Source organism: Thiomonas sp. 13-64-67, assembly GCF_002282795.1.
Taxonomy (GTDB): Bacteria; Pseudomonadota; Gammaproteobacteria; order Burkholderiales; family Burkholderiaceae_C; genus Thiomonas; species Thiomonas arsenitoxydans.
Genome location: NZ_NCKP01000015.1, coordinates 70,504 through 96,555 on the forward strand (window position 1 = coordinate 70,504; position 26,052 = coordinate 96,555).

Consider the following 26,052-nt stretch of genomic DNA (forward strand, 5'->3'; position numbering starts at 1 on the left):
TTGCGACACGTTTGCTGATCGTCAGCCCCCAGCAGGCCTGCCTTCGCTTGCTGCTTCACGTGTTTTCCACAACGAGAACAGCACGCCCGCGGCCAGCAGGCCAAAAGTCACGCTCAGGCTGATGGCCGAGGGAATCTTGCCGACCAGCTCGGCCGCGATGATCTTGCCGCCGATGAACACCAGCACCAGCGCCAGCGCGTATTTCAGGTAGGCGAAGCGGTGCAGAATGGCCGCCAGCGCGAAGTAAAGCGCGCGCAGGCCCAGAATGGCGAAGATATTGCTCGTGTACACCACAAAGGGATCGGCCGTGACCGCGAACACGGCGGGCACGCTGTCCACCGCAAACACCAAATCGGCCAGTTCCACCGTAACCAAGGCCATGAACAACGGGGTGGCGATGCGCCGCACCCGCCCGTGCGCGTCAGGCTGTTTCACCCAAAAAGCCTTGCCGTGCAACTGCTCCGTCACCGGCACCACGCGGCGGATGAGGCGCAGTACCGGGTTACGCATCGGGTCGGGCGCATGGTCGGCAGCCCACAGCATTTTGATGCCGGTGTAGATCAGGAAAGCGGCGAACAGGTAGAGCACCCAGTGGAATTCCTGCACCAGCGTGGTGCCCGCGCCGATGAGCAGGGCGCGCAACGCGATCACCCCCAGAATGCCCCAGAACAGCACGCGGTGCTGCAAAGCGCGCGGCACGGCGAAGGCGGTGAACACCAGCGAGATCACGAACACGTTATCGAGCGACAGACTTTTTTCCACCGCATAGGCGGTGAAGTAATCCATGCCCTGCTGCGCTCCCACCTGCCACCACAGCCAGCCGCCAAAAGCCACCGCCACGGCGATATAGCCCGCCGACAGCCACAGGCTTTCCGTCACGCTGATCTCGCCGCCCTCGCGGTGCAACACCCCGAGGTCGAGCGCCAGCAGGGTGACGACCACGCCGCCGAACACCAGCCAGAGCCACAGCGCATAACCCAGAAACGAAGCGTGCAGAAATTCCATGATCGAGTCAAAAAAGCGTAAAGGAAGGCGCAAAAAAGGGGGGCCGCAGCCCCCCAAGAAATGACACGGTTGGAGCGCAGTGTGTCAATCGAAATCAAACAGATCGGACAGCAGCGACTTGCGTTTTTTGTAGGGCTGCTGGCCAAAGCGCGGATCGTGGGAACGCTGGCGAAAATCGCTGTCCTCGAAATTCGGCTGGCGGGCCGACTGGGGTACCACGGGCTGGGGCGAGGTCGCTCGCGGGGCCGCCGCCTGTTCCGCCGCCGCGGCGCGCTCGATGATTTTGTCGAGCTCGCCGCGATCGAGCCACACGCCACGGCACTTCGGGCAGTAATCGATCTCGATGCCGTGGCGTTCGGCCATCACCAGCGTGGTTTCTGCGCAGTGCGGGCAGTTCATCGCATGCTCCTTCAGTCGTCGCTGTTCATGAAGCCGAGCAACTGCAGCAAGCTGGTGAACAGGTTGAAAATGCTGACAAACAGGCTCACCGTGGCCAGGATGTAGTTGGTCTCGCCACCATGCACGATGCGGCTGGTCTCGAACAGAATCATGCCCGACATCAGCAGCACCACCGCGGCCGAAACCGCGAGCGACAACGCGGGCATCTGGAAGAACACGGCCGCCAATCCGGCCAGCAGCGCCACGATCATGCCGGCAAACAGAAAGCCGCCCATGAAGCTGAAATCGCGCTTGCTGGTGAGCACCCAGGCCGACAGCCCGAAGAAAATCAGCGCCGTGCCACCGAAGGCCATCGCCACAATCTCGCCACCGCCGACAATCGCCAGGTAATGATTGACGATGGGCCCCAGCGTGTAGCCCATGAAGCCCGTCAGCGCAAACACCGCGCCCAGACCCCAGACGCTGTTGCTCAGCTTGTAAGTGGCGAACAGCAGGCCGAAATAGCCCATCAAGGTGAGAATGATGCCGGGATGCGGCAGCCTGAGCGCGGCGCTCACCGCGGCCACCGCCGCGCTGAATGTCAAGGTCAGCGCCAGCAAGGCATAGGTATTGCGCAGCACGCGGTGCGCCGGCATAGAGGCGGAATCAGGAGCGGCAGCCGTGCCGGTGGAATACACCACGGCACTCTTGCCCCAGGCATTGCTCTCGTTCATGTCGAACTCCATAAAAGAATCAAGACAGCACGAACTTTAGAGATGTTGTCACTTCGCGTAAATTCGTATTTTCGACTTTTTTATTTCGACTTATTCGAAGTGATTGGGGATCGCAAAAATGAATTTCAAGCACTTGCACTACTTCTGGGTCACAGCCAAGACGGGCGGCATCGTGAGGGCGGGCAAGCAACTGCACCTCACGCCGCAAACGCTCAGCGGGCAGATCAAGCTGCTGGAGGAATACTTCAACAAACGGCTGTTGCGCAAAAGCGGCCGCAATCTTGAACTGACCGAGGCCGGCCAACTGGTGTTGCGTTATGCGGAGGAAATCTTCACCCTGGGCGCAGAACTGGAGGCCGCTCTGCAACACGACCAACCCGCGCGCCCCACCGCGCCGCTGCGCATCGGCGTGACCGATGCTGTCCCGAAAGCCATTGCCTACCGCCTCATCGAACCGGCCTTGCAAGGCGGCGAGTCACCCCGGCTGGTGTGCGAAGAAGGCGAAATGGACGATCTGCTGGCCGATCTGGCGGTGCACCGACTCGATCTGGTGATCGCCGACGCCCCGCTGCCCGCACATGTGAATGTGCGGGCGTTCAACCACCGGCTGGGCCGAACCACCTTGAGTTTCTATGCCAGCACCTCGCTGCTGGGGCGCGCCACGCAGCCTTTTCCGCAGTGTCTGTCAGAGCTGCCGCTGCTGCTGCCCGCCACGTCGTCGGCGGTGCGCGCGCAGATCGATCAATGGCTGGGCCAGAACAAAATCGCCGCCCACATCGCCGGGGAATTCGAGGACGGCGCACTGATGACCGCCTTCGGCCGCGAGGGCCGGGGCGCGTTTGCCGCCCCCAGCGTGCTGCAAGCCGACATCGCACGCGAACTTGGCGTGGCGCTGCTCGGGCACTGCGCCGACATGCACCAAGAGTTCTACGCCATCTCGGTCGAGCGGCGCATCACTCACCCCGGCGTGGCAAGAATCACCCGCGTGGCCAAGGATCTGCTGGGCGACTGAGAAGCAATCGGCTTACGGAAAAGCGGGAATGTCGTTGTCCATCCCCTCCGAGGCCACGTTCGGGCAGCACTCTTTCATGCGATGCATGACGGACTCCACCTGCTCGTGCGCCACATCGGCCATCACCAGCACCTGACCCGACGCGATCGCCTCCTTGAAGCGTTCAAGCCGGGTGCTGCTCACGCTCACCCCCACCATGCTGCTGGCCCAGCTGCCCACCAGCGCTCCTGCCGCGGCCAGCGCAATGACCAGCCCGCCACCGGGAATGATGGCCATGCCCGGGATCGCCACGGCCACCAACCCGGCCACCAGGCCGGTGGCGCCGCCCGCCGCCGCACCGCGCTCGATGGCGGGAATCAGGTCGGATCGCTGAGCCACGCCCGCCTCGGGCAAGTCGCCCATCGGCGTTCCCTCCCGCGCCAACACGTGGATGTGCTTGTCTGGAATACGGGCCAGCAGCAGGCTGTCGACCAAAGCGTGCGCGCTATTTACATCTGGCGCGAGAAAAAAGAGTCTGCGCATAAGTGTCTCCTGATCAATTGCCCGCCTGCACCAAAGACGCCCCTGTCTCCGTTTGGCTGAACTGACCACAAGCGTAAGGGGGAAATATGAAAACAGACTTAGGGTTTTGTCGTAGTTGGCGATAGTGCACCGCAAACCAGATAGAGCCTCAGTGCGGTCGCAGATCGGCTACAGTTCTAATTGACGTAAACGTCAATCAATCATGCCGCTGCGCCATGCACGCTGCGTCGAAGGAGACCGCGATGACCGACTTGTCCGAGGCCAAAGTGCTGGCCGCCTATTCGCCGCAGCAGCGGCTGCGTTTCGTGACGGCAGCCTCGCTGTTCGACGGCCACGATGCGGCCATCAACATCATGCGGCGCATCCTCATCAGCATGGGGGCCGAGGTCATTCACCTGGGCCACAACCGTTCGGTGGACGAGATCGTCACCGCGGCGATTCAGGAGGACGCGCACGCCATCGCCATTTCCAGCTATCAGGGCGGGCATGTGGAATTTTTCCGCTACATGATCGACCGGCTGCGCGAACAGGGCGCAGGGCATATTCAGGTGTTTGGCGGCGGCGGCGGTGTGATTGTGGCCGACGAAATCGAGGCGTTGCAGCAGTATGGCGTGGCCCGGATCTACAGCCCGGAAGATGGTCAGCGGCTGGGTCTGCAAGGCATGATCGGCGACATGCTGCAACGCGCCGACCGTCCCCTGCCCGCGCTGGACGCAAAACAGGCGACCGCCGCGCTGCCGACTTCGCCATCCTCGCTCGCACGCCTGATCACGCAGATTGAAAACGGCACTGCCGACGCGGCGCTGATGCACAGCCTTCGCCAGCAGGCTGAAAGCGCGCACGGCGTGGTGCTCGGGGTGACAGGCACCGGCGGCGCAGGCAAAAGCAGTCTGGTGGACGAGCTGATCCGCCGCACCCGGCTCGATCAGGACGACGCGCTGCGCATTGCCGTCATCAGCATCGACCCTTCCCGCCGCAAAAGCGGCGGTGCGCTGCTGGGCGACCGCATCCGCATGAACGCCATCGGGCCGTGGCGCAACAGTAATGAAGTCTTTATGCGCAGTCTCGCCACCCGGCAATCGGGCGGGGAGCTCAGCGCCGCCCTGCCCGAAGTCATCGCCGCGTGCAAGGCGGCGGGCTTCGATCTCATCATCGTCGAAACCTCGGGCATCGGCCAGGGCGATGCGGCCATCGTGCCGCACGCCGACGCCAGCCTGTACGTCATGACGCCGGAATTCGGCGCGGCCAGCCAGTTGGAGAAGATCGACATGCTCGACTTCGCCGACTTCGTCGCCATCAACAAATTCGACCGCAAAGGCGCGATGGACGCGCTGCGCGACGTGGCCAAGCAACTGCAGCGCAACCGCGAAGCCTGGACGACCAAGCCCGAAGACCTGCCCGTGTTCGGCACCATGGCTGCGCGCTTCAACGACGACGGCGTGACGGCGCTGTATCAGGCCATCAAACCCCGGCTGGCAGAGCATGGACTCAAGCTTTCCGAAGGACGACTGCCCCCGGTCACCACACGCCACAGCACCCATCAGACCCCGATCGTGCCGACTGCGCGCAGCCGCTACCTGGCGGAAATCGCCGACGCGGTGCGTGGCTATCACCGCAATGTCGAGACGCAATCGACCCTGGCGCGCGAGGCGCAGCAGTTGCGCGAAAGCGGCCGCATGCTGCACGCGGCCAACCCGCACAAAATCTCCGCAGTGCAGGCCGTGACCGATCTGGCCGAACAGCGCGAAGCCCGTATGCAGCCCGCCGCGCGCAAACTGCTGGCGATGTGGCCCGACATGCAGCGCGCCTACGCCGGTGACGAATATGTGGTGAAAATTCGCGACCGCGAAATCCGCACTCGCCTCACCCACACCACGCTGTCGGGCACCACGCTGCGCAAGGTGGTGCTGCCGCGCTATGCCGACCACGGCGAGGTGCTGCGCTGGCTGATGCGCGACAACGTGCCGGGCAGTTTTCCGTACACCGCGGGCACTTTTGCCTTCAAACGGGAGAATGAAGATCCCACCCGCATGTTCGCTGGCGAGGGCGATGCCTTTCGCACCAACCGGCGCTTCAAGATGCTGAGCGAGGGCATGCCGGCCAAGCGCCTGTCCACCGCCTTCGATTCGGTGACGCTCTACGGCGCCGACCCCGACCGTCGCCCGGACATCTACGGCAAGGTGGGCAACTCGGGCGTGAGCATCGCCACCCTCGACGACCTGAAGGTGCTGTACGACGGCTTCGATCTGTGCGACCCTGCCACCAGTGTGAGCATGACCATCAACGGCCCGGCGCCCACGATTCTGGCGATGTTCCTCAACGCCGCCATCGACCAGCAGATGGCCAAATTCGAGGCCGACAACCACCGCCAACCCACCGATGACGAGGCGCAGAAAATCCGCGAATGGGTGCTGGAAAACGTGCGCGGCACGGTGCAGGCCGACATCTTGAAAGAAGACCAGGGACAGAACACCTGCATCTTTTCCACCGAGTTTTCGCTCAAGGTCATGGGCGATATTCAGCAGTATTTTGTGCAGCACCGGGTGCGCAATTTCTACTCGGTGAGCATCAGTGGCTATCACATCGCCGAGGCCGGGGCCAACCCCATCAGCCAGCTTGCCTTCACCCTGAGCAACGGCTTCACTTTTGTGGAGGCCTATCTGGCCCGAGGCATGCACATCGACGATTTCGCGCCCAACCTGAGCTTTTTTTTCAGCAACGGCATGGACCCGGAATACAGCGTGCTCGGCCGCGTGGCGCGGCGCATCTGGGCGGTGGCGATGCGCGACAAGTATGGCGCCAACGAACGCAGTCAGAAGCTCAAGTACCACGTGCAGACCAGCGGCCGCAGCTTGCACGCGCAGGAAATTGCGTTCAACGACATCCGCACCACGCTGCAGGCGCTGATCGCCATTTACGACAACTGCAACAGCCTGCACACCAACGCTTATGACGAAGCCATCACCACACCCACCGAGGAAAGCGTGCGCCGGGCGATGGCGATTCAGCTCATCATCAACCGCGAGTGGGGGCTGGCGAAGTGCGAAAACCCGAATCAGGGCGCATTCGTCATCGAAGAACTGACCGATCTGGTCGAAGAGGCGGTGCTCAAGGAATTCGAGGCCATTGCCGAGCGCGGCGGGGTGCTGGGTGCGATGGAAACCGGCTACCAGCGCAGCAAAATCCAGGAGGAAAGCCTGCACTATGAAATGCTCAAGCACACCGGCGAGTTGCCCATCATCGGGGTGAACACTTTCCGCAATCCGCACGGCGACGCCGCTCCAGCGCATCTCGAACTGGCGCGCTCCACCGAGGCCGAAAAAGAGTCGCAACTGCAGCGTCTGGCCGACTTTCACCATCGCCACGCGGCCGAGGCGCCCGCCCTGCTGCACCGGCTGCAACAGGCCGTCATTCATAACGAAAATGTGTTTGCCGTGCTGATGGACGCGGTGCGGGTGTGCAGCCTGGGGCAGATCACCGCCGCGCTGTTCGAGGTGGGCGGGCAATACCGGCGCAGCATGTAAGACTTATCATTTCGCCACTCCGCTGCGCAGCGAGTCGTTGCCAATTTCGGTTTCCTGTTCTGCGCGGCGGTTTTTTATTTTCTGTCATGTCCACCCCCCCCGCCTCGCTCCGCGCTAGCGCCTTGATGCTGCTGGCTTCGCTCATCTGGGGCACGGCCTTCGTCGCCCAGACCGCGAGCATCGGCACGGTGGGGCCGTTCTACTACACCGGTCTGCGTTTCATGCTGGGCGCTGCCGTGGTGCTAGCGGTGATGGCCTTGCGCCGCCGTCCTGATCCGGCTGCACATCCTGCCTCAAATCCGCGCAGCCTGCTGCGCGACGGCGGCCTGCTCGGCGGGGTGGTGGCCATCTCCATTTCCATGCAGCAGATCGGGCTGGAATCGACCACGGTGGCCAACGCCGGTTTCATCAGCTCGCTCTACGTCGTGCTGGTGCCGCTGCTGGGCCTGCTGTGGGGGCGGCGCGTCGGCGCTGGCGTCTGGCTGGGCGCCTTGCTGGCCGCAAGCGGCATGTACTTTCTCAGTGTGCGCCAGGGCTATAGCGTGCGGCATGGCGACTGGCTGGAGTTGGGCGGTGCGCTGTTCATCACCGTGCAGTTGCTGCTGCTGGGCCGCATGGCGCCGCGCCACGACCCGCTGCAACTCGCCGTGGTGCAATTCGTCGTCTGCGGTTTGCTATGCCTGGGCGCCGGGGTGCTGGTGGAATCAATCAGTCTGGAAGCGCTGCAGCGCGCGGCCTGGACCATTTTCTACGGCGGCGCGCTGTCGGTCGGCGTGGCCTACACCCTGCAAGTGGTCGCGCAGCGCCACGCCGTGCCCGCGCACGCCGCGGTGATTTTCAGCATGGAAGGTGTGTTCGCCGCGCTCGCGGCGTGGCTGGTGCTGCATCAGTCGCTGGACGCACGCGCCCTGTTCGGTTGCGCGCTGGTGTTCAGCGGCCTGCTGGTCTCGCAACTGCCGCTGCGCGCGCTGGCGAGCGGTTTGTTCACGCTGATGCGGCGCGTCCAGCCGGCTCAACCCATCGACCCATGACGACCAAACCGCGCCCCGCTTCCGTCTGGCCAGGACGGCCGCGCTCTTCCGAACCCGCACCCCGGCGCAGCGCACCCGCCAAAACGGTGGCCGCGCCCGCACCGCAGGGCGATCCCGCCGCCGAAGTGCGCCTGTCCAAGCGCATGTCCGAACTCGGCCTGGCCTCGCGGCGCGAAGCAGACGACTGGATCGAGCGCGGCTGGGTGCTGCTCGACGGCGCACCCGCGGTGCTCGGCACCAAGGTAGCGGGCAATCTGCCCGCTTCGCGCATTGTCATCCGCAAGGCGGCGCAGCACCGGCAGGCGGCGCAGGTCACCATCTTGCTGCACAAGCCGGTGGGCTATGTCAGCGCGCAGGCCGAGCACGGTTACACCCCGGCGGTCGCGCTCATCAAGGCCGAAAATCGCTGGGCCGAATGCGAAGCGCCGCAGCCGTTTTCACCCGCGCATTTGCGGCATCTGGCCGTGGCGGGTCGGCTGGACATCGACTCCACCGGCCTGCTGGTACTCACGCAAGACGGCCGCATCGCCCGTCAACTCATCGGCGAAGACAGCGCGGTGGAGAAGGAATATCTGGTGCGGGTCAGCCTGACCGATGCGCCGGCCCGCAACGGCGCCGAAGAAGACGTGCAGGCCGCCTTTCCCGAGAGCCGCCTCGCCCTGCTGCGCCACGGTCTGAAGCTCGACGATCAGCCGCTGCGGCCGGCGCAGGTGGAATGGATCAACCCGCAGCAATTGCGCTTTGTGCTGCGCGAAGGCAAGAAGCGCCAGATTCGCCGCATGTGCGAGCTCGTCGGCCTGCGAGTTACCGGTCTCAAGCGCGTGCGCATCGGCGGCTTGCGCCTCGGTGCACTGCCGCTGGGGCAATGGCGTTATTTGCGCGAGGACGAAGGGTTTTAAGGCGTGAGCAGGGAAGCGCTCAAGCGTGAACCTGCTCGAACAGATCGAGCGCCTTCTTGACTTCGGCGATATAGGTCATCGCCGGGCCGCCGCCCATGACGATGGCCACCTTGCAGACCTCGACGATTTCGGCGTGGCTCACGCCCGCACGCAACGACTTCTCGACATGGATGCCGATGCAATAGACGCAGCGCGCGGTAATCGCCATGCCCAGGGCGATGAGTTCCTTGGTCTTGGCGTCGAGCACGCCATCGCCCAGCGCCTCGCCCATGAAGGCACCAAACGCCTTCATCGTGCTGGCGGCCTCGCGGTTCATCATGCCCATGCCCATTTTGAAATCGCGCATGGACACGTCCATGCCGTTGTGCACTGAATCGTTCATCTCGTTTTTCTCCCGGATTGATGCCTTCACTGTGAATGGGCGATGTGACGCTCTGATGTCACCACTTGGATTGACACAGGGCCGACACCTGCGCGTGGTAACAAGCGCACATGTCTGCCGTACCCACGCCCTCTCCTCCCCGCCTGCTGTACGACGCGGTCTCCGAATTACGCCGCGCCGCGCTCGCGTATGAGCAAGCCCACCAAGACCGCATCGACGCGCTGCCGCCGCAGCGCCGCGCCAGCGCCCGCAATCTGCTGCACTACATCGCCGTGCGCCAGGCCGATCTGCGGCCGTTGCAGACCCAGTTGGCTCAGATCGGCCTGTCTTCGCTGGGCATGCTGGAAACCCATGTGCTCGCCGCGCTCGACGCGGTGCTCGACCGGCTCGAAGACTTGCTCGGCCATGCCCGCAGCCAGCGCCCTGCGCCTCCCTGCACGTTCGTCGAGGGCCTGCAACTGCTGCAGCACAACACCACCGCCCTGCTCAACCCGCCGCGACCGCGGCGCGAGGTGCGCATCATGGTGACGCTGGCCACTGAAGCCGCGCAAGACGCTGCAGGGCTACGCGCCCTGACCGAGGCCGGCATGGACATCGCCCGCATCAACTGCGCGCATGACGATGCTGCCGTCTGGCAACGCATGGCCGAGCTTGTTCATGACACCGACGCTTCGCCGCAGCGCCGTCCGCTGGTGCAGATCGATCTGGCGGGGCCCAAGTCGCGCACGGGCGAGTTGCTGCCGCAGGGCCGCATCCTGCATCTGCGGCCCCGGCACGATGTGCGCGGACAAATCATCGCCCCTGCGCTGCTGGCGCTGTGGTGCGGTGAGGGCCCGCCACCGCAAGTTCCCGAGGGACAAATCCTGCTGCACGCCGGAGCGCTGCATCCGCCCCTGCCCGCGCAGTTGCCGCCGTCCGCCCGGCTGCAGGTCACCGATCTGCGCTCGCGCGCGCGGCAAGGCAGACTGATTTCCCGCGAGGGCGCGCTGCTGGTGTTTGCCTTCGAACGCTCGGCTTATTTGGCCGAAGGCATGCCGTTCAAGCTGACGAACGACTCTGCCGAGATGGCCGCAGGCACACTGCAAGGCATCGCCGAAGTTCCGGGCGAACTGCGGCTGTTCGTCGGCGACCCGCTGGTGCTGCTGCGCGAAGAATGCCCCGGCCATGCTGGGCAGCGCGGCGACGATGGCGCCTTCACCACGCCGCAGCAGGTGCACTGCACGCTCGATGCCGCCTTCACCTCGGCGCAGGTCGGGCAAAGCGTGTGGCTGGACGACGGGCGCATCGGCGCGGTCATCGAAACCCGAACAGACGACACCCTGCAACTGCGCATCACCCACGCCGAGCCGAGCGGCAGTCGGCTCAAGGCGGAAAAGGGCATCAACTTTCCCGACACCCGCTTCGACCTTCCCGCGCTCACCGAAAAAGACCGAGACGATCTCGCCGCAATGGCTCGCCATCTCGATCTGGTTGCACTGTCCTTTTTGCGCAGCCCGCAAGACGTGCGCCAGTTGCGCGCGGAACTCAGCGCACGACAGCGCGACGATGCCGGTGTGGTGCTCAAGATCGAAAACCGTCAAGCCTTCGATCGCCTGCCCGCCATCCTGCTCGAAGCCCTGGCGCACCCGCGCCTGGGCGTCATGGTCGCGCGCGGCGATCTGGCGGTGGAACTGGGGTTCGAGCGGTTGTCCGAAGCCCAGGAAGAAATTCTCTGGATGTGCGAGGCCGCCCACCTGCCGGTGATCTGGGCCACCCAGATTCTCGACACCATGGCCCGCAGCGGCCTACCCTCCCGCCCCGAGGTCAGCGATGCCGCCCTGAGCATTCGCGCCGAGTGCGCCATGCTCAACAAAGGGCCGCACATCGTCGAGGCCGTACGCTTTCTCTCCGGCGTGCTCGAGCGCATGGAAGGCCATTACGCCAAGCGCATGACCTTGCGCCGCCCGTTGTCGATCGCCGAGCTGCCCAACTGAACCCCAGCCTCGCAAACGCCTCCAAGCAACATCGCGCCGCCGGTCGAACGGGTTTCACTTTGTTGCACCGCAGCACTTGCATGATTGATTTTTGTCAACGACAAACGTCCAAATCAGTGACTGCTTATAGAGGGTTGTCCTAATGTCCAAGCGGTGCCGCGCAGGGAACAATGCGCCATCTTTCGCGGAGTACGGACATGGATTCAAAGCGTCGCACATGGTTGATTGCAACGGGTTGCGCCGGTTGCGTGGCAGCAGGAGGAGCGGCCGTGCCTTTTGTCGATTCGCTCGCGCCTTCCGCCAAGGCCCGCGCCGAAGGCGGGCCGGTGGATGTGGACATCAGCTCGCTGCGTCCGAGTGAAAAAATGACCGTGCTGTGGCGCGGCCAACCCGTGTGGATTTTGCACCGCACCCCGGCCATGCTGGAGTCGCTCAACGAAACCCAACCCCTCGTCGCCGATCCCGACTCCAAGCGCACCGCCTTCCCCACTCCGGCCTGGGCGCAAACGCAGTGGCGCTCGATCAAAAAAGAATATCTCGTGGTCGTGGGCATCTGCACCCATCTGGGCTGCTCACCGGTCGACCGCTTCACGCCGGGGCCGCAACCCTCCCTGCCCTCGGACTGGGATGGCGGCTTTCTCTGCCCCTGCCACGGCTCGATGTTCGATCTGGCGGGTCGCGTGTTCAAGAACATGCCCGCCCCCGACAACCTGGTCGTGCCGCCGTATATGTATGTGACCGACGCCAAGGTGCGCATCGGCGAACACGAGAAAGCCTGACCTCCCGCCCTTCCTCCCGATTTTCCTCCCGCTGCACCCTCCCCACAAAACAAACAGGAGACACCTCAATGGCCGATCAATCGCTGCACGGCGCGCACGCCGCCCCCGAACACGGCGGGCTGCGCGGCTGGGTGGACAAGCGCTTTCCCTTCTCCTCGCTGTGGAGCGCGCACCTGACCGAGTATTACGCGCCGAAAAACCTCAATTTCTGGTACTACTTCGGCTCACTGTCCATCGTGGTGCTGGCCATTCAGATCATCAGCGGCATTTTCCTGGTGATGAACTACAAGCCCGACGCCGCGCTGGCCTTCGGTTCGGTCGAATACATCATGCGCGATGTCAACTGGGGCTGGCTGATTCGCTACATCCACTCCACCGGGGCCTCGGCGTTTTTCATCGTGGTGTATCTGCACATGTTCCGCGGCCTGATTTACGGCTCCTACCGCACCCCGCGCGAACTCATCTGGATTTTCGGCTGCCTGATCTTTCTGAGCCTGATGGCCGAGGCCTTTTTCGGCTACCTGCTGCCGTGGGGGCAGATGTCGTTCTGGGGCGCGCAGGTCATCGTCAACCTGTTCTCCGCCATCCCCTACATCGGCCCCGATCTGGCGGTGTGGATTCGTGGCGACTACGTGGTGAGCGATGTCACGCTCAACCGCTTTTTCGCCTTCCATGTCATCGCCATTCCGCTGCTGCTCATCGGCCTGGTGGGGTCGCACATCATCGCCCTGCACCAGGTCGGCTCGAACAACCCGGACGGCGTCGAAATCAAGGACAACAAAGACGGCCGCGGCATTCCGCGTGACGGCGTGGCGTTCCACCCCTACTACACCGTGCACGATTTGTTCGGGCTGTCCGTGTTCCTGATGATTTTCTGTGCCGTGGTGTTCTTCGCGCCGCAGTTCGGCGGCTACTTCCTGGAGCACAACAACTTCATTCCGGCCAACCCGCTGAAAACCCCGCCGCACATCGCCCCGGTCTGGTACTTCACGCCGTTCTACTCCATCCTGCGCGCGACGACGAGCAACACCGTGCACATCTGGATGGGCGTGGTGGTCGTGGCCACGCTGTTTGCCCTGTGGCGCAACCGCGGCAAACCCGGCCGCGCCGTTTCGTTTGCCGTGGGCGGCGGCCTGCTGTTCTGGGCGCTTGCCACGGTAGACGCCAAGTTCTGGGGGGTGGTCAGCATGGGCGGCGCCGTGATCATCTTTTTCTTCCTGCCCTGGCTCGACAAATCGCCCGTCAAGTCGATCCGTTACCGCCCCACCTGGCACCGGGCCGTCTACACCCTGTTCGCCATCAACTTCGTGGTGCTGGGCTACTTCGGCATCCAGCCGCCCTCGCCCGTGGCCTACGCCGTGGCGCTCACCTGCACCCTGCTTTACTTCGGCTTCTTTTTCCTCATGCCGTGGTGGAGCCGCCTGGGGGAATTCAAACCCGTGCCGCAACGCCTGACCTACAAAGCCCACTGATGCCCGCCACCATGACCTCCTTCCTGCACCCGCTTCTGCGACGTCTGTGCCTGGGGTTGCTACTCGGGCTGATGCTGCAAGGCGCCGCCAGCGCCGCCTCGGAAGAGCAAGAAATTCCGCTCGATCATGCCCCCTACCGGGTCAACAATGTGCTGGCGCTGCAAAACGGCGCCCGCTTGTTCGTCAATTACTGCATCGGCTGCCATTCCGCCAAGTACATGCGGTATGAAAGCCTGCGCGGCATCGGCCTGACAGACGACCAGATTCAGCACAACCTGATGTTCGGCGATGCGAAGATTGGCGACACCATGCGTGTGGCCATGACACCCGTTCAGGCGGAGAAGTGGTTCGGCACCAATCCGCCCGATTTGTCCATCATCACCAAGGCGCTGGCTTCGCATCGCGGCAGCGGCACGGACTATCTCTACACCTATCTGCGCACCTTTTATCGCGACGATACGCGGCCGACCGGCTGGAACAATCTGGTCTTCCCCGGCGTGGGCATGCCCAACCCGCTGTGGATGTTGCAGGGTGAGCGCGCCGCCAACTTCCAGGTCGGCCCCGACCCCGCCGATCCGGCCATCAAGCTCAAGACTTTCGTCGGCTACACCCAGCTGACGAAAGGGTCGGAATCGACAACCGAGTATGATTCGACGGTTGCCGACCTCGTCGCCTACATGCAGTGGATGGCCGAACCCGATCAACTGTTCCGCAAGCGCCTTGGCGTCATCGTGCTCATTTTCCTGGGATTGTTCAGCTTCATGACCTGGAAGCTGAAATCCGAATACTGGAAAGATGTCACCTAACTCTGGCTAGCGCCCGCACCCCGGGCGCGCAGCCCAATCCGCATCGCCGGGGTGGCACTGCCACCCCGTTTCGTCTTTCAGGAGTCTGCATTCATGATGGTGCTCTATTCCGGCACGACCTGCCCGTTTTCGCAGCGTTGCCGCTTCGTGCTGTTCGAAAAAGGCATGGATTTCGAAATCCGTGACGTCGACCTGTTCAACAAACCCGAAGACGTCAGCGTCATGAATCCCTACGGACAGGTGCCCATCCTGGTCGAGCGCGATCTCATCCTGTACGAATCCAACATCATCAACGAGTACATCGACGAGCGCTTCCCGCACCCGCAGCTCATGCCCGGCGATCCGGTGGCCCGCGCCCGCGTGCGACTGTTCCTGTTCAATTTCGAAAAGGAACTGTTCGTACACGTGACGACACTCGAATCGCGCGCCACCAAGTCCAACGAAAAAGCGCTCGAAAAGGCCCGCAGCGCCATTCGCGACCGCCTGACGCAGCTCGCACCCGTATTCCTCAAAAACAAATACATGCTGGGCGAAGACTTTTCCATGCTCGACGTGGCCATCGCCCCGCTGCTGTGGCGCCTCGATCATTACGGCATCGATCTGCCCAAGTCGGCGCTGCCGCTGGCCAAGTATGCCGAGCGCATTTTCCAGCGCCCCGCCTACATCGAGGCGCTCACGCCCTCCGAAAAGATCATGCGCAAGTAAGCAGTTCGGTGCACCGTGATGAACAGCGATTCGCAAAACATCGGCTCAACCAAGCCCTACCTCATCCGCGCCCTGTACGAATGGTGCACGGATAATGGTCTGACCCCCTACCTGGCCGTACAGGTCGGGGCTGGTGCGCGGGTGCCGATGGAGTTCGTGAAGAACGGTGAAATCGTGCTGAACATCAGCTTCGACGCCACCAGCGCGCTGAACATCGGCAACGATGAAATTCGCTTCAAGGCACGTTTCGGCGGCGTGGCCAGAGACATTCTTGTCCCCATCGGTCAAGTCTCAGCCATCTATGCGCGGGAAAACAGCCAAGGCATGGCCTTTCCGGTCGAAACCGATGACGAATCAGCCGAGATCGGTGAAGCCAACAACGCGCCCGCCGCAGAAGACCAGGACGAACCGGCTAAAGCCAGCAAGCCCACGCGGCTGCAGCCGGTAAAATCCAAAGCATCGGAATCGGAAGAACCTTCCTCCGAACCGCCCCCCGGCGCCCCCCGCCCCGGCGGAGCGCATCTGACCCGCGTGAAGTAGTCCGGCGGCCTCAAGGTCACCGGATAACCGGCCCACGCAACCCGGCGCTCAACAGCGCCTACGCCGACTTAGCTCAGCTGGTAGAGCAACCGCCTTGTAAGCGGTAGGTCATCCGTTCGATTCGGATAGTCGGCACCAATCTCCGTTTGGGATTCCAGTCCATGCTGCCTGATGCCAGGCAGTGCGCATGCACGCGTAATTCCAGCATGAACAAGTCGGATAAAAAATTGTCTGGACAACTCGTCTCAATTTGTATCAAATGGTGACTGAGCCTTTACTGGCTCTTTCAGGGAGTGTGCAATTCACCCAGGTCGACATCGACCTGGGTTTTTTTTCGCCTCCGTTTTTCGTCTCTCTCTTTTTCTCTCATCTCTTCTTCACCTGAACCGCCCATGCCTGCCGCAGGGGGCAAATGCTGTTGGCGACTCTGAGAGACAATATGCTTGTTCCAGTTCGGTATCTGCTCATGCCCTCTCCCACCCCTCGCACCGATTGGCCTCAGGCCATCGTTCTGCACAAGTTATCTCGCGTGCTCGAACTCACCTATGCCGACGGAACCCAATACCTGCTGCCGTTTGAGCTGATGCGGGTCTTTTCGCCGTCTGCCGAGGTGCGCGGGCACGGGCCTGGGCAGGAAACCTTGCAGACTGGCAAGCGTCTCGTCGAGATCGATAGTGTGATGCAGGTCGGAAACTACGCCATCCAGCCGCACTTCTCGGACGGCCATGACAGCGGCATCTACAGTTGGGACTATTTGCATTTCCTGGGGCAAAACCAGGAGTCGCTCTGGGCCGACTATCTGAACCGCCTACAGGCTGCCGGTGCCGACCGCGACGCGCCCATGCCTGAGGCTACGTCCAACGCACACCACTGCTCGTCTCACTGAGCCTTACTGACCCTCGCATTGAGCTTCCCATGTCCGATACCCAATCCACCTCTACCACCCATTTCGGCTACCAGCAGGTTGCCGAAGATGAAAAAGCTGAGCGCGTGCGGGGTGTGTTCGATTCGGTCGCGTCGCGCTATGACGTGATGAACGATTTGATGAGTGGCGGCCTGCACCGCGTCTGGAAGGCGTTCACCATTGCCCTCTCGGGTGTGCGCCCAGGTCAGCGCGTGCTGGATGTCGCTGCGGGAACCGGCGATCTGTCGCGCGCTTTCGCCCGCAAGGTCGGGCCCACTGGCCTAGTGGTGATGAGCGACATCAATGGCTCCATGCTGCGGGCGGGCCGAGACCGGCTCATCGACTCTGGTGTGCTGGTGCCGACGGTCTTGTGCGACGCCGAGAAGCTGCCCTTCCCGGACGCGCAATTCGATCTGGTGAGCGTGGCATTCGGCCTGCGCAACATGACCCACAAAGATGCGGCGCTGCGCGAGATGCAACGTGTGCTCAAGCCGGGCGGCAAATTGCTCGTGCTGGAGTTTTCCAAGCCCTGGGCGCCGTTGCGCGGGGCCTACGACCTCTACTCCTTCCAGGTTTTGCCGCGCTTGGGCAAGATGGTTGCGGGCGACCCGCAGAGCTACCAATACCTGGCCGAATCCATCCGCATGCACCCGGATCAGGAAACCCTCGCTGGCATGATGCGTGAAGCGGGTTTCGGTCATGTCGATTGGCACAACCTGACAGCTGGCGTCGTTGCGCTACATATCGGGCAAAAATTTTGAGCTGACGCAATGCAAAACGCGCGCATTGAACTTTTCCACCGATCTGGTAACAAAATGTCACTTCTTCTCGACTTTCTGGAAATTGCATGAAAACGACTGGCTTGCTTCGCACCCTTCTGACCTTCGGCCTGACATTGACTCTCGCTCTGGGTCTTGCACTGAGCGCTGTCGATGCGCATGCCAAACGTATGGGCGGCGGCAAGAGCATGGGGCGGCAGAGCAATGCCGTTACGCAGCGCGAAGCGGCACCGCCGCAACAAGCCGCGCCCGCCGCCACGCGTCAGCAGGCCGCGGCCACGCCGCCCGCCAAGCAGCCCAGCCGCTGGGGTGGCATTCTGGGGGGTCTGGCTGCCGGTCTGGGTCTTGCCGCGCTGTTCCACGCACTCGGCTTCGGCGGCGCGCTGGGCTCCTTCCTCGGCTCGGCGCTGATGATCGGTCTGCTCGCGCTGGCCGCGTTCTGGATTTTCAATCTGCTGCGTCGCAAGTCCAGCACTGACAAGTCCGCCCAGCCCATGCAATATGCAGGCGCTTCGCAGGGCTATGCGCAGGCTCCGCTGGGCGTCGAAACGCATATGCCGGCGCAGTGGACGCCTGGTGCCGGTTCGCAAACCGCAAGTGGGGCGAGCATTCCGGCCGATTTTGATCGCGACGGGTTTCTGGCAAGCGCCAAGCAGCACTACATCCGCTTGCAGCAAGCCTGGGATGCGGCTGATCTGAACAGCCTGAAAACCTTCACCACCGCCGAGATGTACGACGCCCTGGCTGCCGATCTGCAACAACGCGGCATGACGCCCAACAAAACGGAAATCGTGACCCTCGAAGCCTCGCTGCTCGCGTTGGAAGAAACCCCGACTGAATACGTTGCCAGTGTCGAGTTCTCCGGTCTGGTGCGCGAAGAAACCTGGGGTGGCGCGAGCCCGGTGCGCGAGGTGTGGAACCTGGTGAAACCTCGCGATGGCTCCAGCGGTTGGCAACTGGCCGGTATTCAGCAGTTGAATTGACGCACCGAATCTACCCTGCTGCGCTTTCACTCTACGCCGCAGCCGCGCAAGCGCTGCGGCGTTTTTCATGCAGCGCTTGCGCGGCCAAACCTCTCAACGGAGGCAGGCTCCTAGAATGCGTCATTAAACGCCATTCCTCATGCGCATTCCCGACTTTCAGCCCCTGATTCCCGATCGCACTTCGCTGGTGCGCAGACTGCAGTACCTGGTTTTGCCAGCGCTCAATCATCTGCTCGCATCCGACCCACGCGCTCAGGGCAAGCTTGGCGCCCATGCAGGCAAGACGGTGGTATTCACTGCGCTGGGTATTGATTTGCCATGGGAGATCGAACCGCAAGGCTTGCTGCGCACTGCAACGTCTACAGCGCTCGGTAATGATGAGGCCGACCTGCACATCACCCTCGATGTGGATGCCTTGCGTGAGGCCATCGCCAAGCGCGCGCCGCTGAATTTGACGGGCGCCCGCATCACCGGGGACGCCGAGCTGGCCCAGACGCTGTCATGGCTGATGGCGCATGTGCGCTGGGATGCTGAAGACGATCTCGCGCAACTCGTCGGCGATATTCCTGCGCACCGCATTTCCCGGGCCGGGCAAAAGCTGGCGGCACAGGGACAGCAAGCCTGGACGCGTGCCCACGACGATGCGCGCGACTGGTTTGCCGCGAGCCCGCTTGCTTTGGTCAGCCGCGGCGAATTGGCGCAAATGCAAGAACAAGTGCGCGAATTGCGCGATCAAGCCGCACGGCTGGAAAAGCGTCTTGCCCTGTTGCGCAAGCAATCGAGCGCCCGCGAGAACTGAACGACCGATGCGCCGCCTGCTCCGCCTGCTGAAGATTGTTTCCGTCATCCTGCGCCACGGTCTGGATGAAATGGCGCTGTCGAGCTTTCGCCATCCCTGGCTGCGTCGGCTCTCCCGCGTGCTCAGCTTCGGGCGTCCGCTCAATCGTCCACGCGGCGAGCGTTTGCGTCTGGCGCTGGAGAGTCTGGGGCCGATTTTTGTCAAATTCGGCCAAGTGCTTTCCACCCGCCGCGACCTGTTGCCGCCCGACATCGCCGACGAACTCGCCAAGCTTCAGGACAACGTGCCCCCGTTCGACTCCGAGGTCGCCGTAGCCATCATCGAGCGTTCGTTCGGTAGACCCATCGAAACCTTGTTCGCTACCTTCGAGCGCAAGCCGGTGGCCAGCGCCTCGATCGCACAGGTGCATTTCGCCACCTTGCCCTTGCAACAGGGCGGCGCCGAGGTGGCGGTCAAGGTGCTGCGTCCGGGCATGCACAAAGTCATCGATGAAGATCTCGCGCTGATGCACACCATGGCAGCCTGGGTAGACCGGCTGTGGAGTGAGGGCAAGCGACTGAAACCGCGCGAAGTGGTGGCCGAATTCGACAAATACCTGCACGACGAGCTCGACCTGGTCCGCGAGGCGGCCAACGGCACGCAACTACGGCGCAATATGGCCTCGCTCGACCTGCTGCTGATTCCCGAAATGCACTGGGAGCTGTGCCGCAGCGACGTGATCGTGATGCAGCGCATGTACGGCGTGCCAATCGGCCGTGTCGACGCGCTGCGTGCGGCCGGCGTCGACTTCAAGCAACTGGCCAAGGCCGGGGTGGATATCTTTTTCACCCAGGTGTTCCGCGACGGGTTCTTTCATGCCGACATGCACCCGGGCAACATCATGGTCAGCCTGCAGCCCGAGACATTCGGCCGCTATATCGCGCTGGACTTCGGCATTGTCGGCACCCTGTCCGACTTCGATAAAGACTATCTGGCGCAGAACTTCATTGCCTTTTTCCGCCGCGATTACAAGCGCGTGGCCGAACTGCATGTGGAGTCGGGCTGGGTGCCGGCCGATGCCCGCATCGATGAACTCGAAGCGGCGGTGCGCAGCGTTTGCGAGCCGCAGTTCGCCCGCCCGCTGAAAGACATTTCTCTCGGCCAGGTGCTGTTGCGGCTGTTTCAGGTTTCGCGCCGCTTCAAGGTGGAAATCCAGCCCCAGCTCGTACTGCTGCAAAAAACACTGTTGAACGTCGAAGGGCTGGGTCGCCAGCTAGACCCCGATCTCGATCTCTGGACGACAGCGCAGCCCTTTCTCGAAAAATGGATGAAAAGCCAGGTGGGCTGGCCTGCCTTCCGCGACAAGCTCAAGAACGAATCGACCCGCTACGCACAATACCTGCCAGAAATCCCTCGTCTGCTGCATCAGGCCCTGCTGGCGCAGGAAAAGCGCGACGACCCCGTGCTGCGCGAGCTGCTGCAGGAACAGCGGCGGACTAATGCCCTGCTGCAGACGTTGATGGCGTTTGTCGTCGGCTTCATCGTGGCGGTACTGCTGCTCGCCGCGGTGGACAGTCACTGGCTACAACTCTTGTTTTGACGCTCCTCCGCCATGCTCATGCCACAACGCACGTTGCCCGACGGTAGCACCATCCCCGCACTGGGTCTGGGCACTTGGCGTATGGGCGAACGCGCCGAGGTGCGCGCCGATGAAATCCTTGCGGTGCGCGAAGCGCTGCGCATGGGATACCGCCTGATCGACACCGCCGAGATGTACGGCGAAGGCGGCGCCGAGAGCATGCTGGGCGAGGCGCTGCGGCAGGCGTTTGCCGCAGGCGAGGCGCAACGCGAAGACCTCACCATCGTCAGCAAGGTGTACCCGCACCATGCCAGCGCCCGCGGGGTGATCGAAGCCTGCGAACGCAGCCTGCAGCGCTTGAAGCTCGACCGCATCGATCTGTACCTGCTGCATTGGCGCGGCGAGTACCCGCTGGCTGAAACGCTGGCCGGGTTTGCCCAACTCCAGCGCCGCGGCTTGATCCGTCACTGGGGCGTGAGCAATTTCGATGTGGCTGATCTGGAAGAGCTGTTCGCGCTGCCAGGCGGATCGGCCTGCGCCGCCAATCAGGTCTATTACAGCCTGGGCGCTCGGGGCGTGGAATTCGATCTGCTGCCTTGGCAGGCGCGCCACCGGCTACCGCTCATGGCCTACAGCCCTATTGATCAAGGCGCGCTCGGCGGCCATCCCGTGTTGCAGACGATCGGTCAGCGGCTCGGCGTCAGCGCGGCTCAGGTGGCGCTGGCCTGGGTGCTGCGCCAACCCGAGGTCATTGCCATCCCCAAGGCCGTGCGTACCGCGCACCTGCAAGACAATCTGGCCGCCGCCGAGTTGCAACTTTCGGCAAGCGATCTGCAAGCGCTGGACGCCGCCTTTGCCCCGCCGAGCCATAAACAGCCTCTGGCGATGATTTGACAGCTAGGTTTGAGCTATTTGCTTGCCGCGCCTGCCGCGTCTGGGCACAATGCCTTAGTCTCCTGCAATCAACTACATCATGTCTGATACACAAATCCGCGACACCCTGCAGCGCCTGCACACCGTGCTGCAATCGCAGCCCGCCATCGACCCCGAGCTCAAGAGCCTGCTGCAGACCCTGGATCGCGACATTCAGGCCGCACTCGAACGCAAGCAGACTGAATCGGCTCCCGCGCCGAACGACGATCTCGCGGAACAGGCGCAAACCCTGGCCACCCGTTTCGCCGCCGAGCACCCGAATGTCGATCTGGTCCTGCGCGAACTGCGCAGCCTGCTGCTCGGCCTAGGGCTGTAAAGACTCGCACCCGCCGCCGGGCTGAGTCTTTGCACGGCGTTTTTGAGAAAACGCAGGGGCGAGCGGGCCGGAGTGAAGTCCCCCGACAAGCGGCCTTTTTGATGCGCCGCGACAATGGTGCATTCGCAAAATTCACCATGTCTGCAAACGTCTCCGTCGCTGCCCCCCAGCTCTGCGCACATCCGCCCCTATCGCGCCATTTCATTGCTTATATGGCGGTGGCCTGTGGGGTGTCGGTCGCCAATATCTACTACGCCCAGCCCCTGCTGGAGCAGTTCGCGCGGCAGTTTCACACCACCGTGGCTGGTGTGGCGGCCGTGCCCTCGGCCACGCAGATCGGCTACGCCGCGGGGCTGATGTTCCTCGGCCCGCTGGGCGACCGGCATGCGCGGCACCAGGTGATTCTCATCATGGCTGCGCTGCTCGTGCCCGCGCTGATCGGCGCTGCGCTGGCGCCCAGCGTGCTGCTGCTCGCCACCGCCTCGTTCGCCATCGGCATGCTCTCCAGCATTGCGCAGCAGATCATTCCCATGGTGGCGCACCTCGCGCCGCCGCAGGCGCGCGGCAAGGCCATCGGCCTGGTGATGAGCGGTCTGCTCGTGGGCATTCTGGGGGGTCGGGTGCTGGCTGGCGGCATTGCGGCGCTGCTGAACTGGCAAGCGGTGTTCGCCTTCGCCACGCTGGTGAACATTGGGATGTGGATCATGCTTTGGCGCGTGCTGCCGCGTCTGCCGGTTGATGCCCACGCCACAGACCAGAGCTATGCCGCCCTGCTCGGCTCCACCCTGAAGCAGTTCGCCCTGCATCGCGATCTGCGTTTTGCCGGCATCACCGGCGGGCTGTTTTTCGCCAGCTTCAGCGTGTTCTGGGTGGGACTCACGCCGCTGCTGCAAAGCCCGGCCTATAGCTTCGGCCCGGCGGTGGTGGGCGCCTTCGGCATTCTGGGCATCATGGGCGCGACGGTGGCGCCGATCTCCGGTCGCTATTCCGACAAGCCGGGCGGGCCGCGCCGCGTGCTGTTTATCGCGCTGGCGCTCACCGTGCTGTCGTGGGCCTTGTTCGCACCGGGCACGCACGGGCTGTGGTGGCTGATCGCCGGGGTGCTGGTGCTCGACGCCGGCGTGCAAGGCGCGCAGATCGCCAACCAGACCCGCATCTATGCCCTGGACGCCGCCGCGCGCAGCCGCATCAACGCCGTGTACATGACGCTGTATTTCATCGGTGGCTCGGTGGGTTCATTCGTCGCCAGCCATGCGTGGACGGCGGGGGGCTGGCCCGCCGTGACGCTGGCGGGCGCAGGCTTCGCACTGGCGGCGTTGATGCTGCACGCCGCCAGTGGAAGCCGCCGGCGCGGCTTAACCTCAAACGCTTAACGTCCGAGATCGTCGAGCACGGCCAGCGTGGCTTCGGCCTGGTTCAGGGTGTAGAAATGCAGCCCTGGCGCGCCGCTGGCGATGAGTTCTTCGCACAAGCTGCTGACCACCTCGCGGCCGAAGGCGCGGATGCTCTCGCGGTCGTCGCCATAGCTTTGCAGGCGCAGTCTGATCCAGCGTGGAATCTCGGCGCCGCACACTTCAGAGAAGCGCAGCAGCTGGCTGGAATTGGTGATGGGCATGATGCCCGGCACCACAGGCACGTCGAGGCCGAGCGCGCGCACGTCGTCGACAAAACGGCGATAGGCCGAAGCGCTGTAGAAATACTGCGTGATGGCCGAGTTCGCCCCGGCGCGTACCTTGTCGGCGAAATGCTGCAGATCATCGAGCGGGCTTCTGGCCTGCGGATGCATCTCGGGATAGGCGGCCACTTCGATGTGAAACGCGCTGCCCATTTCGTCGCGGATGAACGCCACCAGATCGCGGGCATGGTGGAACTCGCCGCCGATGCCGTAGCCCGAAGGCAGGTCGCCACGCAACGCCACGAGACGCTTGACGCCCGCGGCCTGAAAGTCGCGCAGATGCCCGCGCACCGAATCACGGCTGGCACCGATGCATGACAGATGGGGCGCGGCGTCCACGCCTTCGGCGAGGATGTCGCGTACCGTCTGCAGCGTGCCTTCCTGCGTGGAGCCGCCGGCCCCGAAGGTCACGGAACAGAACTCGGGCTGGCGCGCGTACAGACGCTGCCGCACCGCCCGGAGTTTGTCCGCACCCTCGGGCGTCTTGGGCGGGAAGAACTCGAAGCTGAGATTGACCCGAGGAGAAACCGATTGTGCGGAGGCCATGCGCATCAGTACCGGTAGTGGGCCGGCTTGTATGGACCGTCCTTGGGCACATTGATGTAGGCGGCCTGCTGGTCGCTCAGGGTCGTGAGCTGCACATTGAGGGTGCTGAGCTGCAGACGCGCGACATGCTCGTCGAGGTGCTTGGGCAGGGTGTAGACGCCCACAGGGTATTCGCCGGTCTTGGTGAACAGCTCGATCTGCGCCAGGGTCTGGTTGGCAAAGCTGGAGCTCATAACGTAGCTCGGATGGCCGGTGCCGCAGCCCAGATTCACCAGACGGCCCTTGGCCAGCAGGATGATGCGTTTTCCGTCCGGGAAGATGATGTGATCGACCTGCGGCTTGATCTCTTCCCACTGGTACTTCTCGATGCCTGCGACATCGATCTCGTTGTCGAAGTGACCGATATTGCAGACGATGGCCTGGTTCTTCATGCGGGCCATGTGATCGTGGGTGATGACGTGATAGTTGCCGGTGGCAGTGACGAAAATGTCGGCCTTGTCGCAGGCATAGTCCATGGTCACCACGCGATAACCTTCCATCGCGGCCTGCAGGGCGCAGATCGGGTCGATCTCGGTCACCCACACCTGGGCGCTGAGCGCGCGCAGCGCCTGTGCCGAACCCTTGCCCACGTCGCCATAACCGGCGACCACGGCGATCTTGCCGGCGACCATCACATCGGTGGCGCGCTTGATGCCGTCCACCAGGCTTTCGCGGCAGCCGTAGAGGTTGTCGAACTTGCTCTTGGTCACGCTGTCATTGACGTTGATCGCAGGAAACTTCAGCTCGCCGCGCTGGTGCATCTGATAGAGGCGGTGCACGCCGGTCGTCGTTTCCTCGGTCACACCCTTGATCTGCGACAGGCGGGTGGAATACCACTTGCCGTCCCTCGCCAGCTTGGCCTTGATGGCGGCGAACAGCACGCGCTCTTCTTCGCTGGTGGGATGGTTGAGCACCGCAGCGTCGGTCTCGGCGCGTGCGCCCAGATGCAGCAGCAGGGTGGCATCGCCGCCGTCGTCCAGAATCATGTTGGAGTAGCCGCCATCGGTCCACTCGAAAATGCGGTGGGTGTATTCCCAATAATCTTCGAGCGACTCGCCCTTCACCGCGAATACCGGCGTGCCGTTAGCGGCAATGGCCGCGGCGGCATGGTCTTGGGTGGAAAAAATATTGCACGATGCCCAGCGCACCTGCGCCCCGAGCGCCTGCAGGGTTTCGATCAGCACGGCCGTCTGGATGGTCATGTGCAGACTGCCGGTGATACGCGCGCCGCGCAGCGGCTGGCGGGCGGCGTATTCCTCGCGGATGGCCATGAGCGCGGGCATCTCGCTCTCGGCAATGGCAATCTCGCGACGGCCCCAGTCGGCCAGGCCGATGTCGGCAATTACATAATCAGGGGAAATTTTCATATCGACCACAGCGTTCATACAAACTCCGAACAAAGTGGCCGGGAACGGATGCGCACCGCATCCCGCGCCCGGCACGGGTTGGGTGAGCGCCGTTGAAGGAAAGCCGCCAGCAAGGTGTAGCGGCCTGCGATCAAAGACCCGAGCCTGGCGACAGCGGCGAACAACTCGCCCCGTGCGTTGCAACGCTCCTCGGGAAGTCACGCATTCTATCGGTTTGCCGCAGGTTTGCCAGGCGCACCGCAGGCCGTGAAATGACTGCCCCCCCTCGCGCACCGCCTGATGCTGGAGTGGATTGCGTATTCCGGCGAACGTGACCGCTGATTCTGGCAACGTGACCGGCATTGCGGTGAACGTGACCGAGGGTCGGTATTGCGCGTTTTGAGTTTATGCC

At 63.2% G+C, this 26,052-nt stretch carries 25 protein-coding genes, 1 tRNA gene and 1 riboswitch; of the genes, 19 read left to right on the forward strand and 7 right to left on the reverse strand.

Annotation, left to right across the window (positions count from 1 at the left end; genetic code table 11):
• Positions 1-21 precede the first annotated feature (21 nt).
• The 3 genes from B7X30_RS06175 to B7X30_RS06185 all read right to left on the reverse strand — a co-directional run bounded on the left by B7X30_RS06175 (position 22) and on the right by B7X30_RS06185 (position 2,117).
• Positions 22-1,005 (reverse strand): TerC family protein, encoded by a 984-nt coding sequence (locus B7X30_RS06175; protein WP_286729862.1) that lies wholly within the window; start codon positions 1,003-1,005, stop codon positions 22-24.
• An 84-nt stretch (positions 1,006-1,089) separates the two neighbouring features.
• Positions 1,090-1,404, reverse strand: a complete 315-nt coding sequence (locus B7X30_RS06180) for a TFIIB-type zinc ribbon-containing protein (protein WP_286729864.1) — start codon at positions 1,402-1,404, stop codon at positions 1,090-1,092.
• An 11-nt stretch (positions 1,405-1,415) separates the two neighbouring features.
• Positions 1,416-2,117 carry a Bax inhibitor-1/YccA family protein gene (locus B7X30_RS06185; RefSeq protein ID WP_286729866.1) on the reverse strand — a complete coding sequence of 234 codons (702 nt, stop codon included), beginning with the start codon at positions 2,115-2,117 and terminating at the stop codon, positions 1,416-1,418.
• 118 nt (positions 2,118-2,235) lie between these two features.
• Here B7X30_RS06185 and nhaR point away from each other — a divergent pair, with 118 nt between their 5' ends.
• The gene (gene nhaR / locus B7X30_RS06190) at positions 2,236-3,129 is read left to right on the forward strand and encodes a transcriptional activator NhaR (protein ID WP_286729867.1); all 894 of its coding nucleotides are present in this window, start codon (positions 2,236-2,238) and stop codon (positions 3,127-3,129) included.
• Between the two features lie 12 nt (positions 3,130-3,141).
• On the opposite strand, the gene B7X30_RS06195 is transcribed toward nhaR, so the two are convergent.
• The gene (locus B7X30_RS06195; RefSeq protein ID WP_013106438.1) at positions 3,142-3,651 is read right to left on the reverse strand and encodes a hypothetical protein; all 510 of its coding nucleotides are present in this window, start codon (positions 3,649-3,651) and stop codon (positions 3,142-3,144) included.
• 242 nt (positions 3,652-3,893) lie between these two features.
• Between B7X30_RS06195 and icmF the strand changes: the two genes are divergently transcribed.
• The 3 genes from icmF to B7X30_RS06210 all read left to right on the forward strand — a co-directional run bounded on the left by icmF (position 3,894) and on the right by B7X30_RS06210 (position 9,105).
• The gene (icmF, locus tag B7X30_RS06200) at positions 3,894-7,175 is read left to right on the forward strand and encodes a fused isobutyryl-CoA mutase/GTPase IcmF (protein ID WP_286729868.1); all 3,282 of its coding nucleotides are present in this window, start codon (positions 3,894-3,896) and stop codon (positions 7,173-7,175) included.
• A gap of 86 nt (positions 7,176-7,261) precedes the next feature.
• Positions 7,262-8,206, forward strand: a complete 945-nt coding sequence (locus B7X30_RS06205; RefSeq protein WP_286729870.1) for a DMT family transporter — start codon at positions 7,262-7,264, stop codon at positions 8,204-8,206.
• Positions 8,203-9,105 carry a pseudouridine synthase gene (locus B7X30_RS06210; RefSeq protein ID WP_286729871.1) on the forward strand — a complete coding sequence of 301 codons (903 nt, stop codon included), beginning with the start codon at positions 8,203-8,205 and terminating at the stop codon, positions 9,103-9,105. Before B7X30_RS06205 ends, B7X30_RS06210 begins: the two co-directional genes overlap by 4 nt.
• 19 nt (positions 9,106-9,124) lie before the next feature.
• Here the strand turns inward: B7X30_RS06210 and B7X30_RS06215 are convergent, their stop codons facing one another.
• On the reverse strand, positions 9,125-9,487 hold the full coding sequence (locus B7X30_RS06215; RefSeq protein WP_013106442.1) for a carboxymuconolactone decarboxylase family protein: 363 nt from the start codon (positions 9,485-9,487) through the stop codon (positions 9,125-9,127).
• Between the two features lie 110 nt (positions 9,488-9,597).
• On the opposite strand from B7X30_RS06215, the gene B7X30_RS06220 reads away from it, so the two are divergent.
• The 15 genes from B7X30_RS06220 to B7X30_RS06290 all read left to right on the forward strand — a co-directional run bounded on the left by B7X30_RS06220 (position 9,598) and on the right by B7X30_RS06290 (position 23,407).
• Positions 9,598-11,460, forward strand: a complete 1,863-nt coding sequence (locus tag B7X30_RS06220) for a pyruvate kinase (RefSeq protein ID WP_286729873.1) — start codon at positions 9,598-9,600, stop codon at positions 11,458-11,460.
• Between the two features lie 197 nt (positions 11,461-11,657).
• Positions 11,658-12,239, forward strand: coding sequence for a ubiquinol-cytochrome c reductase iron-sulfur subunit (gene petA / locus B7X30_RS06225; RefSeq protein WP_172979002.1), 582 nt, complete (start codon positions 11,658-11,660; stop codon positions 12,237-12,239).
• Between the two features lie 68 nt (positions 12,240-12,307).
• A complete protein-coding gene (locus B7X30_RS06230; RefSeq protein WP_286729875.1) occupies positions 12,308-13,711 on the forward strand; it encodes a cytochrome b in 1,404 nt (467 codons plus the stop codon).
• Positions 13,711-14,517 (forward strand): cytochrome c1, encoded by an 807-nt coding sequence (locus B7X30_RS06235; RefSeq protein ID WP_286729877.1) that lies wholly within the window; start codon positions 13,711-13,713, stop codon positions 14,515-14,517. The genes B7X30_RS06230 and B7X30_RS06235 overlap by 1 nt, the downstream gene beginning before the upstream one ends.
• Positions 14,518-14,610: 93 nt before the next feature.
• Complete coding sequence (locus tag B7X30_RS06240; RefSeq protein ID WP_013106447.1) at positions 14,611-15,222, forward strand: glutathione S-transferase N-terminal domain-containing protein; 612 nt, start codon at positions 14,611-14,613, stop codon at positions 15,220-15,222.
• Positions 15,223-15,240: 18 nt separating this feature from the next.
• Positions 15,241-15,762, forward strand: coding sequence for a ClpXP protease specificity-enhancing factor (locus tag B7X30_RS06245; protein WP_286729879.1), 522 nt, complete (start codon positions 15,241-15,243; stop codon positions 15,760-15,762).
• Between the two features lie 62 nt (positions 15,763-15,824).
• A tRNA-Thr gene (locus B7X30_RS06250) sits at positions 15,825-15,900 on the forward strand.
• Between the two features lie 328 nt (positions 15,901-16,228).
• Positions 16,229-16,648, forward strand: a complete 420-nt coding sequence (locus tag B7X30_RS06255) for a gamma-butyrobetaine hydroxylase family protein (RefSeq protein WP_013106458.1) — start codon at positions 16,229-16,231, stop codon at positions 16,646-16,648.
• Between the two features lie 29 nt (positions 16,649-16,677).
• Positions 16,678-17,427, forward strand: a complete 750-nt coding sequence (gene ubiE / locus B7X30_RS06260) for a bifunctional demethylmenaquinone methyltransferase/2-methoxy-6-polyprenyl-1,4-benzoquinol methylase UbiE (RefSeq protein ID WP_286729880.1) — start codon at positions 16,678-16,680, stop codon at positions 17,425-17,427.
• 86 nt (positions 17,428-17,513) lie between these two features.
• On the forward strand, positions 17,514-18,428 hold the full coding sequence (locus tag B7X30_RS06265) for a Tim44 domain-containing protein (RefSeq protein WP_286729882.1): 915 nt from the start codon (positions 17,514-17,516) through the stop codon (positions 18,426-18,428).
• A 139-nt stretch (positions 18,429-18,567) separates the two neighbouring features.
• Positions 18,568-19,227 (forward strand): ubiquinone biosynthesis accessory factor UbiJ, encoded by a 660-nt coding sequence (locus tag B7X30_RS06270; RefSeq protein ID WP_286729883.1) that lies wholly within the window; start codon positions 18,568-18,570, stop codon positions 19,225-19,227.
• 7 nt (positions 19,228-19,234) lie between these two features.
• A complete protein-coding gene (gene ubiB, locus B7X30_RS06275; protein WP_013106462.1) occupies positions 19,235-20,806 on the forward strand; it encodes a ubiquinone biosynthesis regulatory protein kinase UbiB in 1,572 nt (523 codons plus the stop codon).
• A 12-nt stretch (positions 20,807-20,818) separates the two neighbouring features.
• Positions 20,819-21,679: an aldo/keto reductase gene (locus B7X30_RS06280; RefSeq protein WP_286729885.1), complete on the forward strand. Its 861-nt coding sequence runs from the start codon at positions 20,819-20,821 to the stop codon at positions 21,677-21,679.
• A 79-nt stretch (positions 21,680-21,758) separates the two neighbouring features.
• A complete protein-coding gene (locus B7X30_RS06285; RefSeq protein WP_013123769.1) occupies positions 21,759-22,034 on the forward strand; it encodes a DUF4404 family protein in 276 nt (91 codons plus the stop codon).
• 137 nt (positions 22,035-22,171) lie between these two features.
• Positions 22,172-23,407: an MFS transporter gene (locus B7X30_RS06290; RefSeq protein ID WP_286729886.1), complete on the forward strand. Its 1,236-nt coding sequence runs from the start codon at positions 22,172-22,174 to the stop codon at positions 23,405-23,407.
• Here the strand turns inward: B7X30_RS06290 and metF are convergent.
• A complete protein-coding gene (gene metF, locus B7X30_RS06295) occupies positions 23,404-24,255 on the reverse strand; it encodes a methylenetetrahydrofolate reductase [NAD(P)H] (RefSeq protein ID WP_465020115.1) in 852 nt (283 codons plus the stop codon). The genes B7X30_RS06290 and metF overlap by 4 nt on opposite strands.
• A gap of 5 nt (positions 24,256-24,260) precedes the next feature.
• Positions 24,261-25,679 carry an adenosylhomocysteinase gene (ahcY, locus tag B7X30_RS06300; RefSeq protein ID WP_286729889.1) on the reverse strand — a complete coding sequence of 473 codons (1,419 nt, stop codon included), beginning with the start codon at positions 25,677-25,679 and terminating at the stop codon, positions 24,261-24,263.
• Positions 25,680-25,738: 59 nt separating this feature from the next.
• Positions 25,739-25,858: riboswitch (S-adenosyl-L-homocysteine riboswitch) on the reverse strand.
• Positions 25,859-26,052 lie beyond the last annotated feature (194 nt).

What these genes read in the sequence shown, in the direction of transcription:
- B7X30_RS06175 (WP_286729862.1), bottom strand. Translation starts at nt 1,005, where the DNA reads ATGGAATTTCTGCACGCTTCGTTTCTGGGTTATGCGCTGTGGCTCTGG.
- B7X30_RS06180 (WP_286729864.1), bottom strand. Translation starts at nt 1,404, where the DNA reads ATGAACTGCCCGCACTGCGCAGAAACCACGCTGGTGATGGCCGAACGC.
- B7X30_RS06185 (WP_286729866.1), bottom strand. Translation starts at nt 2,117, where the DNA reads ATGAACGAGAGCAATGCCTGGGGCAAGAGTGCCGTGGTGTATTCCACC.
- nhaR (WP_286729867.1), top strand. Translation starts at nt 2,236, where the DNA reads ATGAATTTCAAGCACTTGCACTACTTCTGGGTCACAGCCAAGACGGGC.
- B7X30_RS06195 (WP_013106438.1), bottom strand. Translation starts at nt 3,651, where the DNA reads ATGCGCAGACTCTTTTTTCTCGCGCCAGATGTAAATAGCGCGCACGCT.
- icmF (WP_286729868.1), top strand. Translation starts at nt 3,894, where the DNA reads ATGACCGACTTGTCCGAGGCCAAAGTGCTGGCCGCCTATTCGCCGCAG.
- B7X30_RS06205 (WP_286729870.1), top strand. Translation starts at nt 7,262, where the DNA reads ATGTCCACCCCCCCCGCCTCGCTCCGCGCTAGCGCCTTGATGCTGCTG.
- B7X30_RS06210 (WP_286729871.1), top strand. Translation starts at nt 8,203, where the DNA reads ATGACGACCAAACCGCGCCCCGCTTCCGTCTGGCCAGGACGGCCGCGC.
- B7X30_RS06215 (WP_013106442.1), bottom strand. Translation starts at nt 9,487, where the DNA reads ATGAACGATTCAGTGCACAACGGCATGGACGTGTCCATGCGCGATTTC.
- B7X30_RS06220 (WP_286729873.1), top strand. Translation starts at nt 9,598, where the DNA reads ATGTCTGCCGTACCCACGCCCTCTCCTCCCCGCCTGCTGTACGACGCG.
- petA (WP_172979002.1), top strand. Translation starts at nt 11,658, where the DNA reads ATGGATTCAAAGCGTCGCACATGGTTGATTGCAACGGGTTGCGCCGGT.
- B7X30_RS06230 (WP_286729875.1), top strand. Translation starts at nt 12,308, where the DNA reads ATGGCCGATCAATCGCTGCACGGCGCGCACGCCGCCCCCGAACACGGC.
- B7X30_RS06235 (WP_286729877.1), top strand. Translation starts at nt 13,711, where the DNA reads ATGCCCGCCACCATGACCTCCTTCCTGCACCCGCTTCTGCGACGTCTG.
- B7X30_RS06240 (WP_013106447.1), top strand. Translation starts at nt 14,611, where the DNA reads ATGATGGTGCTCTATTCCGGCACGACCTGCCCGTTTTCGCAGCGTTGC.
- B7X30_RS06245 (WP_286729879.1), top strand. Translation starts at nt 15,241, where the DNA reads ATGAACAGCGATTCGCAAAACATCGGCTCAACCAAGCCCTACCTCATC.
- B7X30_RS06255 (WP_013106458.1), top strand. Translation starts at nt 16,229, where the DNA reads ATGCCCTCTCCCACCCCTCGCACCGATTGGCCTCAGGCCATCGTTCTG.
- ubiE (WP_286729880.1), top strand. Translation starts at nt 16,678, where the DNA reads ATGTCCGATACCCAATCCACCTCTACCACCCATTTCGGCTACCAGCAG.
- B7X30_RS06265 (WP_286729882.1), top strand. Translation starts at nt 17,514, where the DNA reads ATGAAAACGACTGGCTTGCTTCGCACCCTTCTGACCTTCGGCCTGACA.
- B7X30_RS06270 (WP_286729883.1), top strand. Translation starts at nt 18,568, where the DNA reads ATGCGCATTCCCGACTTTCAGCCCCTGATTCCCGATCGCACTTCGCTG.
- ubiB (WP_013106462.1), top strand. Translation starts at nt 19,235, where the DNA reads ATGCGCCGCCTGCTCCGCCTGCTGAAGATTGTTTCCGTCATCCTGCGC.
- B7X30_RS06280 (WP_286729885.1), top strand. Translation starts at nt 20,819, where the DNA reads ATGCTCATGCCACAACGCACGTTGCCCGACGGTAGCACCATCCCCGCA.
- B7X30_RS06285 (WP_013123769.1), top strand. Translation starts at nt 21,759, where the DNA reads ATGTCTGATACACAAATCCGCGACACCCTGCAGCGCCTGCACACCGTG.
- B7X30_RS06290 (WP_286729886.1), top strand. Translation starts at nt 22,172, where the DNA reads ATGTCTGCAAACGTCTCCGTCGCTGCCCCCCAGCTCTGCGCACATCCG.
- metF (WP_465020115.1), bottom strand. Translation starts at nt 24,255, where the DNA reads ATGGCCTCCGCACAATCGGTTTCTCCTCGGGTCAATCTCAGCTTCGAG.
- ahcY (WP_286729889.1), bottom strand. Translation starts at nt 25,679, where the DNA reads ATGAACGCTGTGGTCGATATGAAAATTTCCCCTGATTATGTAATTGCC.